We start from the raw sequence: 15271 nt of genomic DNA on the forward strand, positions 1-15271 counted from the left end.
TCACGCGACGTGAGGGGGTAGGATTGGCCTCCCCGATGAGAGGAGACGCCCATGTCCCACAAGAAACCTGCCGCCTCGCCGTCGCCTGCGCTGCCCGCCGTGCGCGCGCTGCGCACGGGCGACGCGTACGCGCGTATGATCGCCGCACCGCCCGCGAAGCGCGCCGACATCTACCGCCACGAGCTCATGGCGCCGTTCAAGGCGAAATGGGACTGCTACCGCGTGCCGCTGCGTTCCGCGCAGCCCGGCGGCTACGACGTGGTGATGGCCAGCGAGATGCTGGGCATCCTGCCGCCCGCGCGCGTGGACGAAAGCTGGGCCGACGCCGTCCGGCGCTTGGCCGACGACGACCTGTGGCGCGCGAGCCGGCAGGCCGTCGAGCGCGCGCTCGCCCGCTTCGTCGAGCGCGGCATCGAGCTGCGCGTGCAGGACTACCTGTTCTCCATCCTGCTGGGCGACCCCGACAACCCCGCGCTGGCCGCGAGCGACGGCTACTGCGGCGACGGCGGCATCCCCGGCTACGTGCTGGCGTGGCTCGTGCCCAGCGACGACACCGTGCGTCGGCTGCCCGCCGCGCTCGCGCACGAGACGAACCACAACGTGCGCTTCCAGTTCATCGCCTGGCGCGACGACATCACCCTCGGCGAGATGATGGTGAGCGAAGGGCTGGCCGAGAACTTCGCCGTCAGCCTGTACGGCGAGGAGAACGCCGGGCCCTGGGTGACGAAGACGGGTGCCGACGTGCTCGAGAGCACCGTCAAGCCCGCCATCCGCGCCGCGCTCGACGTGCAGGGCATGGCCGGGCTGTCGGCGTACCTCTACGGCGACGAGATCGCCGCGGCGCAGGGCTACCCGACGGTGGGCCTGCCCTACTGCGCCGGATACGCCTGCGGCTACGACCTGGTGCGCTGCTACCTGGACGCCACCGGCGCCGACATTGCCGAAGCCACGCTGCTGCCCGCCGAGGTCATCCTGCAAGAGGTGGAGGCGGCAGGGTTCTGGGGCTAGGCGCCCTCCCCCTCCGCTCGCTGCTCGGCCAGCAGCAGGTCGACCATGCGGCCGTAGCTGCGCATGCCGTCGGTCTGGTTGTTCGCCTTCAGGTACGTGTCGTTGGCGGCGTTGGAGACGTCTTGGACCGGGCCCTCGTACTTCGCCCAGTGCTCCGCGCGCTGGGCGAGGTCGCGCTGCACCGCCGCCGACAGCCCCGAGGCGATCGCGCTCGCCGCCTCCGGGTCGACCTTCCGCAGCGCCGAGATGGCGTTGTCGTACGCCAGCAGGTAGCCGCTGTAGCGCATCAGCGCATCGTCCGACTCCTTGCACGCCAGGTACGCGATGAAGTTCGCCTCGTCCTCGCGCATGAAGCCGCACTGGTGCGCCAGCTCGTGCGCCATGGCCCAGGGGATCGCGAACGACGGGTTGTCCACGTTGATGTTCGACTCCATCGTGAAGGGGAAGAACATGCCGCCGATGTTCGCGTACGACATCAGCTCGGAGGCGAGCACCGGCTTCGGCGGCGAGTACAGCGGCCGCTCCAGCACCGGGTACTGCTCGGCCAGCTTCCGCATGGCCTCCACCGACTCCTGCGCGTAGCGCTCGAACTGGCCCGGCTCGGCCTCGAACAGGTCCGCGTCGTCGCCCAGCAGCGCCCGAGTCTGCCCCAGCTCGCCGGCGAGCGAAGCAGTGAGCGCCACGAGCTCCTCCTGGCGCTGCGCCGGATCGGCGTCAGCCTCCTCCACGTCGTAGCCGGCGTGCTCGGTGAAGGTGTAGCGGTAGTAGTTCAGCCCGCACAAGGCCGTGAACAGGAAGTACACCACGCAGCAGATGGCCACCACCCCCATCGCGCCGCGGTAGGCCGCCATGAGGCGCGCGCCCTTGCTCACGACGATCTTGCGAATGCAGTAAACGACGTACCCCGCGCAGAACAGCAGGAACAGCGCCGTGACCCACTCGGCTACTGAGAACCCCACGAGCGACGGCAGAAAGCCCACGACGCTGGACAGCACGGGGTACACCGCCTGGCTGTACCATTCGGCCGCGTCGGGGTTCGCCCGCGCCACCATCGTCGCCGCAAGCGCGACGATGCCGAGCGGGATGAACAGCATCCGCTTGAGCAAGAACTTCCGTATGCCGCGCTTCGGTTCGTCGGTTTCCATAGGGTGACAGTATAACCTGTGCGGGCGAGCGCCCACGGAAACGTTTCGCCTTGATCTCAATCAAACAATAGCAACTAGCCAAATATGGCAGATTACTATAGAATAGCAGCGTAAAACAGACAAATATGGCATATAAAGAGGTGGATATGAAACTGACCGGCTACGAGAACAACACGGCGGTGCTTTCGGAGCTCGCACAGCGCATCCGCGACCAAAGGCTCGCGCTCGGGCTCACCCAAGCGGAGCTGGCGAAGAAAAGCGGCGTTTCCTCGCGCACGGTGGCGCGCCTCGAGTCGGGCGACGGCATCGCGCTCGACGGCTTTCTCGGCATCTTGCGATCGCTGGGAATCCTTCGCAATATCGACCTGCTGGTTCCCGAATACCGGATGGCGCCCACCGAGGCATTCGACGGGCGGCAGAAACGCAAGCGGGCCGCCTCCTCGAAAAGCGCGCAGCCGAACAAGGGTTGGACGTGGGGTGACGAACGATGATCGCGGCAAACGTTTCCCTGTGGGGCACCCGCATCGGAGCCGTCCAGCAAGAGGACGTCGACGACATCCCCGTTTTCAACTACGACCCCGATTTCACGCTGAGCGGCATCGAGCTCTCCCCGCTCGAGATGCCCCTGTCCGGCGCCCTCTACTCGTTTCCCACCCTCAACGGCGAGTCGTTCCACGGCTTGCCCGGCATGCTGGCCGATTCGCTGCCGGACAAATTCGGCAACGCCCTGCTGGACAGCTATCTGGCCCAACACGGCAGGGACTACCGGAGGCTCAGCGCCGTCGAGCGCTTGCTCTATACCGGCAAACGCGGAATGGGCGCCTTGGAGTACGAGCCTTCCTACGACCGGTTCGCCCGCAACGACGACGTCGACATCGACGCGTTGGTCGGCGTCGCGAACGACGTGCTGAACCGGCGCGAGGGAATGCGCGAGACCATGGACGCCAAGGGCCTCGCCCATTTGGTGAGCGTGGGAACGTCGGCCGGGGGCGCCCGCGCGAAAGCCGTGATCGCCTGGAACCGAACGACGAACGACGTTCGCTCGGGGCAGGTAGCAGCCGATCCTGGATACGAGCACTGGCTGATCAAGTTCGACGGCGTCGAGAAGAATAAGGACAAGGGAGATTCCTACGATCGACCTGCGTACACGCGCATAGAGTTCGCCTACTACACCATGGCGATCGCGGCGGGGCTCGAGATGAGCGCGTGCGAGCTGTTCGAGGAAAACGGGCGCCGGCATTTCATGACGAGGCGCTTCGATCGGACGGCAGACGGCGGCAAGCTGCATATGCAAACCCTCGGCGGCCTCGCCCATTTCGACTTCAACGCTCCGGCGGCGCACAGCTACGAGCAAGCCGCCAGCGTCATGCGACGCCTGAATCTCGGCCAGGACAGCCTCGAGCAGCTGTACCTCAGAATGACGTTCAACGTTCTGGCCAGGAACCAGGACGACCACGTGAAGAACCTGTCGTTTTTGATGGACAGGCGCGGAACATGGAGCCTTGCCCCGGCATACGACGTGACGTACGCGAACGATCCGGGCAACAAGTGGCTGTCCCGCCACCAGATGACCGTTGCAGGCAAGGCCGAGAACATAGGGCTGGACGACCTGCTCGCTGCGGCGAAGGCCATGGACATCCCGCGCATCCGCGCCTTGGAGCTGACCGAGCAGGTGAACGGGGCCGTCCGGGAATGGAGAACCTTCGCGCAGTCGGCCGACGTCCCCGAAGCGGCGTGCGAGGAAATCCAGCGAAACCTGCTGACGCTGTAACGAAACGCCCGGCAACCGCCCACGATGCCGCGCCAACGTGGGCGCAAAAGCGCTCCCATGACAATTTCGCGGCGCATGCGGCGCGCGCCGCAGCCTCGGCAGAGCCTGAAACCCCAGGTGGCGAAATTTCTCCCGGCTTCGCGCCGAGAACCAGACCGGCGAAAATTGTCATGGGAGCGCTTTTGCGCCCACAAGGAGCCGAGAGCCGTGCAGCGGCGCCAACCAACCAGGTCGTGCCAGCGCCGTCGACCGCGCCGCCCGCACCTGCGCCGCGCTCCCTACAAATCGTCCACCAGGGCGCTCGACTTCGCGTAGGCGGTGCTGCGCGCTTCGAAGAAGTCGGTCTTGATCATGTTCGCGTTCGAGAACTGGCTCACCCACGACATGCTTTCCGGCTCGCGCTCGTGGCCCTCGTACAGCGGCTCGAAGCCCAGCTGCGTGCAGCGCAGGTTGCCGAGGTACTGGATGTAGTCGGTCACCATCTGCTTGTTGAGGCCGGCCACGTCGTCGCCGATGGCGTAGTGGCCCCAGCGAATCTCCTGCTCGCAGCCCTCCTTGATCATGGCGCGGTACTCCTCCACCAGCTCGGGCGTGAACAGCGCGGGCTCCTCCTCCTTGAGCTCAAGCAGGATGTTGCGGAACAGCCACAGGTGCGTGTTCTCGTCGCGGTTAATGTAGCGGATCTCCTGCACCGACCCCGGCATGAGGTTGTTGCGCCCCAGGTTGTAGAAGAACATGAAGCCGCTGTAGAAGTACACGCCTTCCAGGATGTAGTTCGCCACCAGCACGCGCGCGAGCGCTTCGGGGCTCTTGTCGTCCTGGAACTGGTTGTACAGGTTGCCGATGAACTCGTTGCGCGCCAGCAGGTGCTCGTCTTCCTTCCACTGGTACAGCACGTCGTTGCGCTCCTGCGGCTCGCAGATGGTGTCCAACATGTAGCTGTAGCTCTGGCTGTGCACCGTTTCCTGGAACGTCTGGATGGCCAGGCACAGGTTCACCTCGTTGGCGGTGATGTACTCGCCCACGTTGGGCAGGTTCGCCGACTGCAGGCTGTCGAGGAAGATGAGGAACGACAGGATCTTGTCGTAGGCGCGCCGCTCGGGCGCGGGCAGCTTGCGGTAGTCCTTGATGTCCACGCCGAGGTTGATCTCCTCGGGTATCCAGAAGTTGTTCATGGCTTGGCGGTACCAGTCGCTCACCCACTCGTACTTCATGTTGTTGAAGTCGTTGAGGTTCGTCGTGTTGCCCCCGATCATCCGCCGGTCGAGCACATCGGTGTCGCCCAGCGGGTTGAACAGGGGCTTCTTCTTGAGTTGAGACATTGCAGGCTATCTCCTTCCATGCGCCCGCAGGGCGCATATCAACGCGCAGGTTGGCGTAGTCGGTCAGCGAGGGGCGCTCTTCGGGGACTTGCTTCGCGGCGCAGCCTGTCGACAGGTTCCGCCGGCCGGCAGGCCGACGGAACGCATTACGACGAGCACACTTCGCATTCTTCCACTTCCAGGCTCTTCGACCTCACGTAGTAGATGGTCTTCACGCCTTCCTCCCAGGCCAGCAGGTACAGATCGAGCACCCGGCGGAACGTGTACTCGTTCGTGATGTAGAGGTTCATGCTCTGCGCCTGGTCGATGTGGCGCTGGCGCACGCCGCACGCGCGCACCGACCACGCCTGGTCGATGAGGTGGGCGTTCTTGTAGTACCAGAACGTGTCCATCGACAGCTCGGGCGCCACGCGCGGCATGAGGCCGTTCTTCTTCTCCTCGAGGAAGTAGCGGTTCATGACGGGGTCGAGGCCCGCGGTGGTGCCGGCGATGATGCTCGTGGAGCTCGTGGGTGCCACGGCCAGCAGGTAGCCGTTGCGCAGGCCGTGCTCGGCCACGTCGCGCGCGAGGTCGGCCCAGCGCCCCTCCGTCAACCCGCGGTCGCGGAAGTAGTCGCCCGTCTGCCAGCCGCTTCCCTCGAAGTAGCCGTACGCGCCCTTCTCCCGCGCGATGGCGCAGCTGGCGCGCACCGCCGCGTAGTGCACGTCGCCGAACACGCGGTCGGCGAACGCAAGGTGCTCCTCGCTCTCCCACCGGATGCCGTGCTTCGCCAGCAGGTGGTGGTACCCGCTCACGCCCAGGCCGATGGGACGGTACTGGCGGTTGTTGATCTCGGCGTAGGGCACCGGGAAGAAGTTGAGGTCGATGACGTTGTCGAGCGCGCGCACCGCGCTTTCCGTCACCTGCGCCAGCTCCTGCGGGTCGTCCACGTCGATGTGGCCGAGCGAGAGGCTGGCCAGGTTGCACACCACGAACGCGCCCGGCTTCGTCACGGTGACCACCACCTGCTCGCCGTTTACGTCCTCGATGCGCTGCTCCAGCTGCTCGATGGCGCCCATGTTCTGCGCGATCTCGGTGCACAGGTTGCTGCAGTAGATGACGCCTCGGTGCTTGTTCGGATTCGCGCGGTTCACCGCGTCGCGGTTGAACGTGAACGGCGTGCCCGTCTCCACGGCGCTCTTGATGATGAGGCGGATGACGTCCTTGAGGGGGATGACGCGCTTCTTGATGCGCGCGTCGGCCACGCATTCGAGGTACTTGCGCGTCCATTCCTCGCCGAAGCAGTCCTCCAGCGCGTAGCCCTTCACCGTGGCGATCTCGTGCGGGCACATGAGGTACCAGTCGCCCTCGATGTTGTCGCGCGCCTGCTGCCAGAAGTAGTCGGGGTAGCACACGGCCGGGAACACGTCGTGCGCCTTCATGCGGTCGTCGCCGTTGTTCGTGCGAAGGGCGAGGAACTCGGGCAGGTCGCGGTGCCACGCGTCCAGGTACACCGCCACGGCGCCCTGGCGCATGCCCAGCTGGTCCACCGCCACGGCCGTGTCGTTGGCCAGGCGAATCCACCGGATGACGCCGCCGGCCGCGCCGTCGAAGCCGCGGATGGCGCTGCCGCTGGCGCGCACCTTGCCGAAGTACAGGCCCATGCCGCCGCCGTACTTGCTCACCTTCGCGAAGTTGTCGATGCTGCGGTAGATGCCGTCCAGGCTGTCGGGCACCGTGTCGATGAAGCACGACGACAGCTGGTGGAACGGCTTGCGCGCGTTCGACAGCGTGGGCGTGGCCATGGTCACCTTGAGCGTGGACAGCATGTCGTAGAAGCGGCGCACCCAGCCCATGCGCTCGTCCGCGCGCTCCTCCATGGCGAGGTGCAGCGCGATGCCGAGGAACATCTCCTGCGGCGACTCGAGCGGCGCGCCCTGATGCGTGCGGATGACGTAGCGGTCGAGCAGCAGCTGCAGGCCCGCGTAGGTGAACAGGTCGTTGCGGCCGAGGTCGATGAAGCCGGCCGCCTCGTCGAGCTCGGCGGGCGTGTAGCGCTGCAGGATGTAGTCGCCGTACAGGCCCTCCTCGGCGAGGAAGGCGACCTTCTGCGAGAAGGTGCCGATGCGCCGGGCCGCCAAGCGCTCGGCCAGGGCGCGGTCGAACTGCACCATCAGCAGGCGCGCGGCGATGATCTCCCAGCGCGGCGCCTCCTGCGTGGTCAGCTCCACCGCCGCCTTGACGAGCATGGCCAGCTTCTGGTCGTCGGTGGCGTCGGGCTTGGCGAACGACTGGAACTTCGCGCTCAGGTGCGCCAGCTCGTACTCCTCGCCGGGGAATTCCTTCTGCACCGCCGCCAGCACGCCCGGCAGCGCGGAGACGTCCGGCAGCTGGGCGCACAGGCGCTCGCGCGCCGCGCGCTTGCGGGCGCGGTCCTCGCGGTACAGGATGTAGCTTTTCAGCTCCTCGTAGTGGTTCGCCTCCATGAGCGCGCGCTCCACGAGGTCCTGCACGTCCTCCACCGCGATGGCGTCGCCTGCGGCCCGCGCCGCGTCGCCCATGGCGCGCTCGATGCCCGCGACGAGGCGGTCGGCCTCCTCGTCGTCCAGGCGGGTGCCCACGCTGGCGAACGCCGCGCCCATGGCGCGCTTGATCTTGTCGACGACGTAGGGCTCCGTCGTGCCGTTGCGCTTGGAAATCTGCATGATGGTATCGGTCCTTCGTTCTCCGGTTACGGTGCGTTGTGGGAGCGACCATGGTAGCACAATATGTTATCAAAATCGCAACATATTGGGGAACGAATGCGTAACAAGCACCACATCGGCGGAAACGAGGCAAACGGCGCATGCGGCCGGGAAGGCGGTCGAGGGGGCACGCGCGGCGCTGCGCGGGCGGGGCGACGCGCCCGCAACGTACAAGAACAAATGTTTCACGTGAAACATTCGGCGCGGCGGCGCGGCGATCCGAATCCGCCCCGCGCTTCACGTCCTCGCCCTCCCCTCCGTCTTCGAAGAGGGCGCAGATGGCAAGAACGTACCGGATTCGGCAGAAACAGCCCGACCCGCAAAAAAAAGGGGGGGGGGGTACTGGACGCACCCGACCAGGTTCGCATCGGGGGTCGCGCCGCAAACGCTCGCCCCCCCCCCCGAAACATTGCCAACGAACAAATGTTTCACGTGAAACATTCGGCAGGGGGCGAACGCGATTCGGGTTGGCCGGACATCACGCGCAGGGTACACCTTTCGGCCAGCCGCAAACGCACGGGGGCGCTGGGGTATAATCGCCTGCGTCTAGGGAGGAATCGCATGAAACTGCTGGAACGGGTGCACGGCACGACCGGCATCAAGATCATCATCGGCTCGGCGTTTTTCTGGGCTTGGCTCGACGCGCTGTTCATGAGCCTGTTCTTCGTCCGCCCCGAAGCCGAGGGCTTCATGGCGGAGCTCGCGGCCGTGGCCGTGTTCGGGCTGAGCCTGCCCTGGCTCGCCCTCGCGCTCGTCAAACCCGCGGCATGCAACAGCCTGCTCGCGCAGAAGCGCGTGCCGCTCGCGTTCGCCGCGCTGGGCACGGCGGGCTCGCTGCTGTTCCTGCTGGCCGGCATGAACCACAACTGGATCGCGCTCGCGGCCGGCGGCCTGTGCGCCGGCGCGTTCATGGCGACGTACCAGCTGGGATGGGGCGCCGCCTACTGCCACGACGGCGAGCGCAGCGCCACGCCCTACGTGGCCGGCGGGTTCGCCTGCGCCATCGTCATCGACACGCCGCTGCTGTTCATGATCCCCGAGGCCGCCGCCGTGTTCTCGGCGCTGCTGCCCCTCGTCTCCGGCGCGCTGTTCGTGGCCATCGCGCCCGAGCTGCGCACCTATCGCCGCACCACCCCGCTCGACCCGCGGCCGAAGCGCGGCCTGCGCTCGCGCTTGAAGGTGCACCTCGGCACGTCGATGATGCTGCTGTGCGCCGTAGCCCTCGTCATGACCGGCTTCGGCTACCTGCAGCACCTCGTGTCGTTCTCGCCCATCGCCAGCGGCGGGTACTCCAACGGCATCCTCGTGCAGGTGGCGCGCGGCATCACGGCCGTGCTCATCTTCGCCATCGTCGTGCTGGCCGAGCGCCGTGCCAGCACCGTGTACCGCGTGGGGCTGCTGGCCATGATCGCCGGCTTCATGCTGATGGCGTTCCTGTTCGGCACCGACCTGTTCTGGGTGTCGGGCGCCATCATCATCAGCGGCTACACGATCCTCGACCTGCTCATCTGGGTCGCGTTCTCCCAGATCTCCTACGCGCAATCGCGCGACCCGCTCAAAACCATCGCGCTCATGCGGCTGCTGGCCGTGCTGTGCTACGTGGTGGGCGCCGTCGTGGGCATCATGCTCGTGGGCAACGACGAGACGATGCACGGCAACGTGGCCGCCGAGACCACCGTGGTGGGCTACCTCGTGGTCATCGCCACCGTGCTGCTGCTCAGCAGCGAGGACATGTGGATGCTGTTCGGCCGCGCCCGCCCCGACCTCTCGGGCGACGAGCGCGCAACCCAGGAAGCGCGCCTCGACGCGTGGTTCGACGGCATCGGCCTCACCACGCGCGAGCGCGAGATCGGCGTGCTGCTGGCCTACGGGCGCACCCAGCCCTGGATCGCCGAGCGCCTCAGCATCTCCGAGAACACCGTGGGCACCCACGTGCGGCACATCTACCAGAAGGCGGGCGTGCACGATCGCCAGCAATTCATCGATTTCGTCTTCTCGCCTGATCAGACGCCGTCACCCGAATCACGTGAGCGGGCGGAATAAGTCACGGGAGACACCTGATATTGCAAAATAAGGCGAATCGCGCGTTGCGCGGGCGCGCCCCCAACCCGCACCCTGATCCCAGCGCAGCGCACAGCTGCGCAGCCCGCTCAGCGGGACCAAGGGATACGGACCCCCGAGGGGTCCTGAGGGAAGGGGTATCTGAATGGATATCAACCGCAGGAATTTCTTGAAGGGCGCGCTCGTCACCGGCGCTGCCGCCGCCGCGGCCGTCGCGCTGCCGGCATGCAGCCCCGCCGCGTCCTCCGACGCCGCAACCGGCAGCGCGGGCGCAGGCTCGTCGAAGGGCGACGCCGCGGCGAAGCACACGTGGGAAGTGGCGCCCGAGCCCATCTCCGACGTGGCCGAGACGCAGGACTACGACGTGGTCATCGTGGGCGCCGGCCTCGCGGGCATCAACGCCGCCGAAGCGGCCGCTCGCAACGGCGCCAAGACGGTGGTCATCGAGCGCAACACCACGTTCTCCGTGCGCGGCGTGGACGTGGGCCACCTCGGCAGCAAGTACCACAAGGCGAACGGCTTCGACCTCGACCCGCGCGTGGCGACCCGCTTCCTGCATCAAGCCTCGCATCAGACCACGAACTACGACCTCATCTACGTGTGGGCCTCGCGCTCCGGCGAGGTGTTCGACTACATCGAGGAGCTGGGCTCCAAGAACGGCGTGAGCATGGTGTCCGCGCTGTCCGGCACGGCGAAGTACGGCAACTGGTCCACGCTGTCCGACCACTGGCGCGTCTACCCCGACGCCGTGTCGTTCGTGCGCGGCGGCGAGAAGTACGACGCCCGCGACGACGGCCAGCCGGTCAACGTGACGCTGGGCGAACTCGTGTACAACTCCGCCGTCGACAACGGCGCCGAATTCGTGTTCGAGGCGCGCGCCGCGCAGCTCGTGGGCGACGCGGCAAGCGGCATCACCGGCGTCATCGCCACCACGAAGGACGGCAAGCACGTGCAGTACAACGCCAAGAAGGGCGTCATCCTGGCCACGGGCGACATCGGCGGCAACCAGGAGATGATCGACGCGTTCTGCCCCATCTCGAACCGCTCGGACTCCAACTGCTACGCGCCGGCCGGCTTCAACAACGGCGACGGCCTGACCATGGGCATGTGGGCCGGGGCCGCCCTGTCGAAGAGCGAAGCCGCGCCGATGATCCACCAGTTCACGCTGGACACGCTCGAGTTCAACCTCACGTCCTTCATCATGAGCTGGCTGGCCGTGAACGCCAACGGCGAGCGCTACGGCGCCGAGATGCCCTTCGAGCCCATGCTGACGAACGCCCGCATGAACACCCCGGGCAACGTGGCATGGTCCATCTTCGACGGCGACTACGAGACGTACCTCATGCAGCAGCAGCCCGAGCGCTTCGACCGCTTCACCGACGGCCTCGACGCCGTCATGGAGAAGTGGCTGGGCAACGGCAAGCTCATCAAGGCCGACACGCTGGACGACCTGGCCAAGCAGCTCGACATCCCGGCCGACACGTTCAAGGCCACCGTCGAGCGCTACAACAGCATGGCCGAGGCCGGAGAGGACATCGACTTCGACGTGCCCGCGCAGTGGCTCGCGCCCGTGAAGACCGCGCCGTTCTACGCCACGAAGAACGTGTGCTCCACGCTCACCATCCCGTTCGGCCTCCACGTGAACGCCGACTCGCAGGTGCTCACCGCCGAGGACGAGCCCATCGAGGGCCTGTTCGCCATCGGCAACGTGCAGGGCGACTTCTTCGGCAAGGACTACCCGGTGCACTGCCCCGGCGTCAGCCATGGCCGCTGCGTGACGTTCGGCCAGCTGGTCGGCGAAGCGTGCGCCAAGGACACGACCATCGGCGAGCTCGACTTCGCCTAACCGCGAGCGCACTGACGCACGGGGGCGGGACCCCTCCCTCTCCTGCCCCCTTATCCGACGCGGCCGCCTTCCGGGGCGGCCGCGGTCGTGTCGGAACGGGAACGTCCCGTGCACCTCCTTGCAATTCCCCGTCGCTCTGCTAGTATCGTCTGAGATCGGACTAAATGTGCGCACGACGGCGGAAGGAAGGCGATGGAGCGCATCGAACAGTGCCTCGACGACATGTACGAGGACTTCTTCCAGATGGATTACCTGTACGGCGAGTTCGCGAAGCGCTACGGCGAATCGTACCACTCGATGTCGATCCTCTACCTCCTCGGCGAGCATCCGGAGGGCATCAGCCAGAAGCAGCTGGCCGCCGTGCTGTACCTCCCCAAGCAGACCGTGGGCTCCATCATGGCCGGCCTCGAGCGGCGCGGGCTGGCCGAGCACCGCCAGGACGACGCCGACAGGCGCAGCAAGCTGCACGCCCTCACCGCCGAGGGCGCCCGGCACTGCAACGAGATGATGGACGCCCTGCGCGCCATCGAGATGCGCTGCGTCGAGGAGATCGGCGTCGAGGACATGACCCGCGCGCACGAGATCAGCACCCGCTACCTCGCCCTGTTCGGGCACGAGCTCGAATCGAACGAGCCCGCGCGCGCAGCGGACCGAAGCTAGAAACGCGCGCCGAGGTCGGGCTCGACGGCGTCCAACCGCAGGTCGAAGCGCAACCACGACGCGTCGCCCACCCGCTCGAACCGCGCGTCCAGCGTGCCGCCCATTCGGCTCGCCAACGACCGCGCGATGGCCAGGCCCAGCCCCGACGACGCGTCCGAGCGCGCCGCGTCCGCGGTGTAGAACGGCTCGAACAGCCGCTCCGCGTCGCCGGACGGCAGCGCGTCCACGTCGTTCGAAAACACGACGCGCACGCTGCCCGGCCCCTCGATCACCTCCACGTCGAAGGTCGTGCGCGCGTACTTGCCGGCGTTGTGCACGAGGTTCTCCACCACCCGCTCGAGCGCGTTCGCGTCGCCCTGCACGGTCACCGGCCGGTCGGGCGCGCTCAGGCGCACCTCCAGCCCGCGCTCCTCGAACAGGCGGTAGCGCCCCGCCACCGACTCGCGCAGCAGGCGCCCGACCTCCACCGCGCCCCGCTCGAAGGGCGCGTCCTCGCTGCGCGCCTGGGACAGCTCGTAGAACTGCGCCACGAGGCGCTGCAGCGCGTCGGCCTTGCGCCGCACCGTGGCCAGCGACGCGCGCGTCTCCGCGTCCACGCCGTCCTCGTCCACGAGGGCCAGGTACCCCAGGATCGCCGTCAGCGGCGTGCGCAGGTCGTGGCTGATGCACTCCACCTGCGTCTTCAGCTCCGCCTCATGGCGAGCGTAGGCCACCGCCTGCCGCCGGATGCCCTCGAGCGCGCGGTTCACCGTGCCCAGCAGCGCCTCCAGCTCGGCATCGGGCACCGGCAGCTTCACGATGCGGTTGTCCTCGAGGCGCTCCACGATCTCGGACAAGTCGCGGTTCACCTGCCGAAGCGAGCGCTTGAGCAGCAGGTAGCGCGCGCCGAAGTACGCCGCGCACGCGCTTGCAACCGCCGCCAGCACCCCGAGAACCACCGTCATGCCCGCACCTTTCCCCGCCCGGCCCCTACAGCTCGGCCCTGTTCGCGCGCCACAGCCCCGCGACGCCGAACACCACGATACCCGAGAACCCGGCGATCATGCACTTCGCCAACCCCGCGGGCGTATCCCACAGAAACTGCGCCAGGCCGCTCTGGTTGATGGCCACCTCGCTCGAGAAGAAGTTCGCGGGCAGCCAGCTTGCCAACCGGGCCACCGGCTCGACGCCCATCCCGATCACGCCCAACACTCCGGGGACGATGCTCACGATGGCCAGCCACACCAGAAACGCGGCGATGGTCTTCGGCAGCGTCGAGCACACCGCCACGCCCAGCACGATGCAGGCCACGGTGAACGGCAACGCCGCCGCCACGCCCTTGAGCAGGATGAACACGGCCTCGGTCGAGCCTTCCAGCAGCAGCACCGCGCTGCCGACGTACACGGCCAAAACCACGGCCATGACGCACAGCCCGAGCGCCGTCGCCACGAGGCACTTCCCCACGAACAGGTCGCGTCGCGAGCAGCCGTGCACGATGGCGTTCTTGAACGTGCCGTCCTTCCGGTCGTCGGCGAACAGCACCCATACCAGCAAGCCCGCCATGAAGAACAGCAACGTCAGCATCGAGATGAGGTTGCTCATCGAGAACCGCACGGTGGCGTAGGGGAAGTCGGGCGTGGTCGACATGACCCACAGCAGCACGTTCCCCGCCAGCACGATGGCGCACAGCGCGCCGGTGAACAGGTACAGCTCGCGACCGTGCACGATGCGGTACCACTCGCTTTTCACGTAGTTCAGCATCACGCGGCCCCCTTCTCCTTCAACTCGAAATAGTACTGCTCGAGCGACGTCCGACGGCGCTCCAGGCGCGACACGCCCATGCCCTGCTCGACGGCCAGGCGGCTGTACGCCTCCGCCTCCAGCTGCGGGTCGAAGATGCGCACGGTCCCGTCAGGAAGCACCTGGTAGCGCTCGTGATGCAGCTCGCGCTCCAGCAGCACGAGATAGCGCTCGGCGTCCGACACCGCGATGTCGATGCAGTCCGCGCAGCGGGCCTGCAGCTGCTCGGCGCTCACCTGCTCCATGAGCCTGCCCTGACGCAGGAAGGCGTACTCGGTGGCCAGTTGCTCCAGCTCGGGCAGGTTGTGGCTCGACAGCACCACGGTGATGCCCTTCTCACGGTTGAGCCGCTGCAGCAGCGCGCGGATCTCGGCGATGCCGCTGGGGTCGAGGCCGTTCACCGGCTCGTCGAGGATCAGCACCTCGGGCTCGCCCATCAGCGCCATGGCCAGCCCCAGCCGCTGCTTCATGCCCATCGACAGGTCCTTGCACCGGCGCGATTTCGCGTGCCCCAGCTCCACCGCGTCCAGCAGGCGCGCCACCGCGTCCTTGCCCGGCACGCCCTTCTGGATGCGGCAGCACTCGAGGTTCTTCTCGATGCTGAGCTGCGGGTAGAACCCGGGGCTCTCGATGATGCACCCGATGCGCGCCCGCTGCCGCTCCACCTCGCCGCGCTCGTGCGCGCCGAACAGCCGCATCTCCCCCTCGGTGGGGAACGCCAGGCCGCACAGCAGCTTGAACAGGGTGGACTTGCCCGCGCCGTTGTCGCCCACCAGCCCGAATATCTCTCCGCGACGCACGGAGATGCTCACGTCGTCGAGCGCCGCGAAGCCGCCGTAGCGCTTCGTCAGCCCCCTCGTTTCGATTACCGCGTCCATGATGCCCGTGCTCCCTTTCTCCCGTTTGCGTTTCGCTTCGGGGAGCACTCTACGATGCCGGCTGGAAATAAGTCCTCA

At 67.0% G+C, this 15271-nt stretch carries 12 protein-coding genes; 6 read left to right on the forward strand and 6 right to left on the reverse strand.

The window, feature by feature from the left end:
- The first annotated feature begins 51 nt into the window (after positions 1-51).
- Positions 52-1008: a DUF2268 domain-containing putative Zn-dependent protease gene (locus H8S61_RS12365; RefSeq protein ID WP_186939192.1), complete on the forward strand. Its 957-nt coding sequence runs from the start codon at positions 52-54 to the stop codon at positions 1006-1008.
- On the opposite strand, the gene H8S61_RS12370 is transcribed toward H8S61_RS12365, so the two are convergent.
- Positions 1005-2153: a DUF3810 domain-containing protein gene (locus H8S61_RS12370; RefSeq protein WP_186939193.1), complete on the reverse strand. Its 1149-nt coding sequence runs from the start codon at positions 2151-2153 to the stop codon at positions 1005-1007. The two genes, H8S61_RS12365 and H8S61_RS12370, sit on opposite strands and share 4 nt — an antisense overlap.
- Positions 2154-2299: 146 nt before the next feature.
- Between H8S61_RS12370 and H8S61_RS12375 the strand changes: the two genes are divergently transcribed.
- Together H8S61_RS12375 and H8S61_RS12380 are read left to right on the forward strand one after the other, a co-directional pair.
- Positions 2300-2644, forward strand: a complete 345-nt coding sequence (locus tag H8S61_RS12375; protein WP_160942641.1) for a helix-turn-helix transcriptional regulator — start codon at positions 2300-2302, stop codon at positions 2642-2644.
- Positions 2641-3924, forward strand: coding sequence for a type II toxin-antitoxin system HipA family toxin (locus tag H8S61_RS12380; protein ID WP_186939194.1), 1284 nt, complete (start codon positions 2641-2643; stop codon positions 3922-3924). Before H8S61_RS12375 ends, H8S61_RS12380 begins: the two co-directional genes overlap by 4 nt.
- A 278-nt stretch (positions 3925-4202) precedes the next feature.
- Here H8S61_RS12380 and H8S61_RS12385 read toward each other — a convergent pair whose 3' ends face one another.
- Together H8S61_RS12385 and H8S61_RS12390 are read right to left on the reverse strand one after the other, a co-directional pair.
- Positions 4203-5246 carry a ribonucleotide-diphosphate reductase subunit beta gene (locus H8S61_RS12385; RefSeq protein ID WP_160942639.1) on the reverse strand — a complete coding sequence of 348 codons (1044 nt, stop codon included), beginning with the start codon at positions 5244-5246 and terminating at the stop codon, positions 4203-4205.
- A gap of 146 nt (positions 5247-5392) precedes the next feature.
- Positions 5393-7930: a ribonucleoside-diphosphate reductase subunit alpha gene (locus H8S61_RS12390; protein WP_186939195.1), complete on the reverse strand. Its 2538-nt coding sequence runs from the start codon at positions 7928-7930 to the stop codon at positions 5393-5395.
- A 600-nt stretch (positions 7931-8530) separates the two neighbouring features.
- Between H8S61_RS12390 and H8S61_RS12395 the strand changes: the two genes are divergently transcribed.
- The 3 genes from H8S61_RS12395 to H8S61_RS12405 all read left to right on the forward strand — a co-directional run bounded on the left by H8S61_RS12395 (position 8531) and on the right by H8S61_RS12405 (position 12536).
- The gene (locus H8S61_RS12395) at positions 8531-10012 is read left to right on the forward strand and encodes a helix-turn-helix domain-containing protein (protein WP_160942637.1); all 1482 of its coding nucleotides are present in this window, start codon (positions 8531-8533) and stop codon (positions 10010-10012) included.
- Between the two features lie 163 nt (positions 10013-10175).
- Positions 10176-11876, forward strand: coding sequence for an FAD-dependent oxidoreductase (locus tag H8S61_RS12400; RefSeq protein WP_186939196.1), 1701 nt, complete (start codon positions 10176-10178; stop codon positions 11874-11876).
- Positions 11877-12068: 192 nt separating this feature from the next.
- Complete coding sequence (locus tag H8S61_RS12405) at positions 12069-12536, forward strand: MarR family winged helix-turn-helix transcriptional regulator (RefSeq protein ID WP_186939197.1); 468 nt, start codon at positions 12069-12071, stop codon at positions 12534-12536.
- Here H8S61_RS12405 and H8S61_RS12410 read toward each other — a convergent pair.
- From H8S61_RS12410 to H8S61_RS12420, 3 genes are read right to left on the reverse strand one after another with little or no spacing between them, the layout of a single operon-like run.
- Positions 12533-13480 carry a sensor histidine kinase gene (locus H8S61_RS12410; RefSeq protein WP_186939198.1) on the reverse strand — a complete coding sequence of 316 codons (948 nt, stop codon included), beginning with the start codon at positions 13478-13480 and terminating at the stop codon, positions 12533-12535. The two genes, H8S61_RS12405 and H8S61_RS12410, sit on opposite strands and share 4 nt — an antisense overlap.
- Positions 13481-13505: 25 nt before the next feature.
- Positions 13506-14276, reverse strand: coding sequence for an ABC transporter permease (locus tag H8S61_RS12415; protein WP_222617711.1), 771 nt, complete (start codon positions 14274-14276; stop codon positions 13506-13508).
- The gene (locus H8S61_RS12420; protein WP_186939199.1) at positions 14276-15193 is read right to left on the reverse strand and encodes an ABC transporter ATP-binding protein; all 918 of its coding nucleotides are present in this window, start codon (positions 15191-15193) and stop codon (positions 14276-14278) included. The genes H8S61_RS12415 and H8S61_RS12420 overlap by 1 nt, the downstream gene beginning before the upstream one ends.
- Between the last annotated feature and the right edge of the window lie 78 nt (positions 15194-15271).

The organism is Eggerthella hominis, from assembly GCF_014287365.1.
In the GTDB taxonomy this organism is placed as follows: domain Bacteria; phylum Actinomycetota; class Coriobacteriia; order Coriobacteriales; family Eggerthellaceae; genus Eggerthella; species Eggerthella guodeyinii.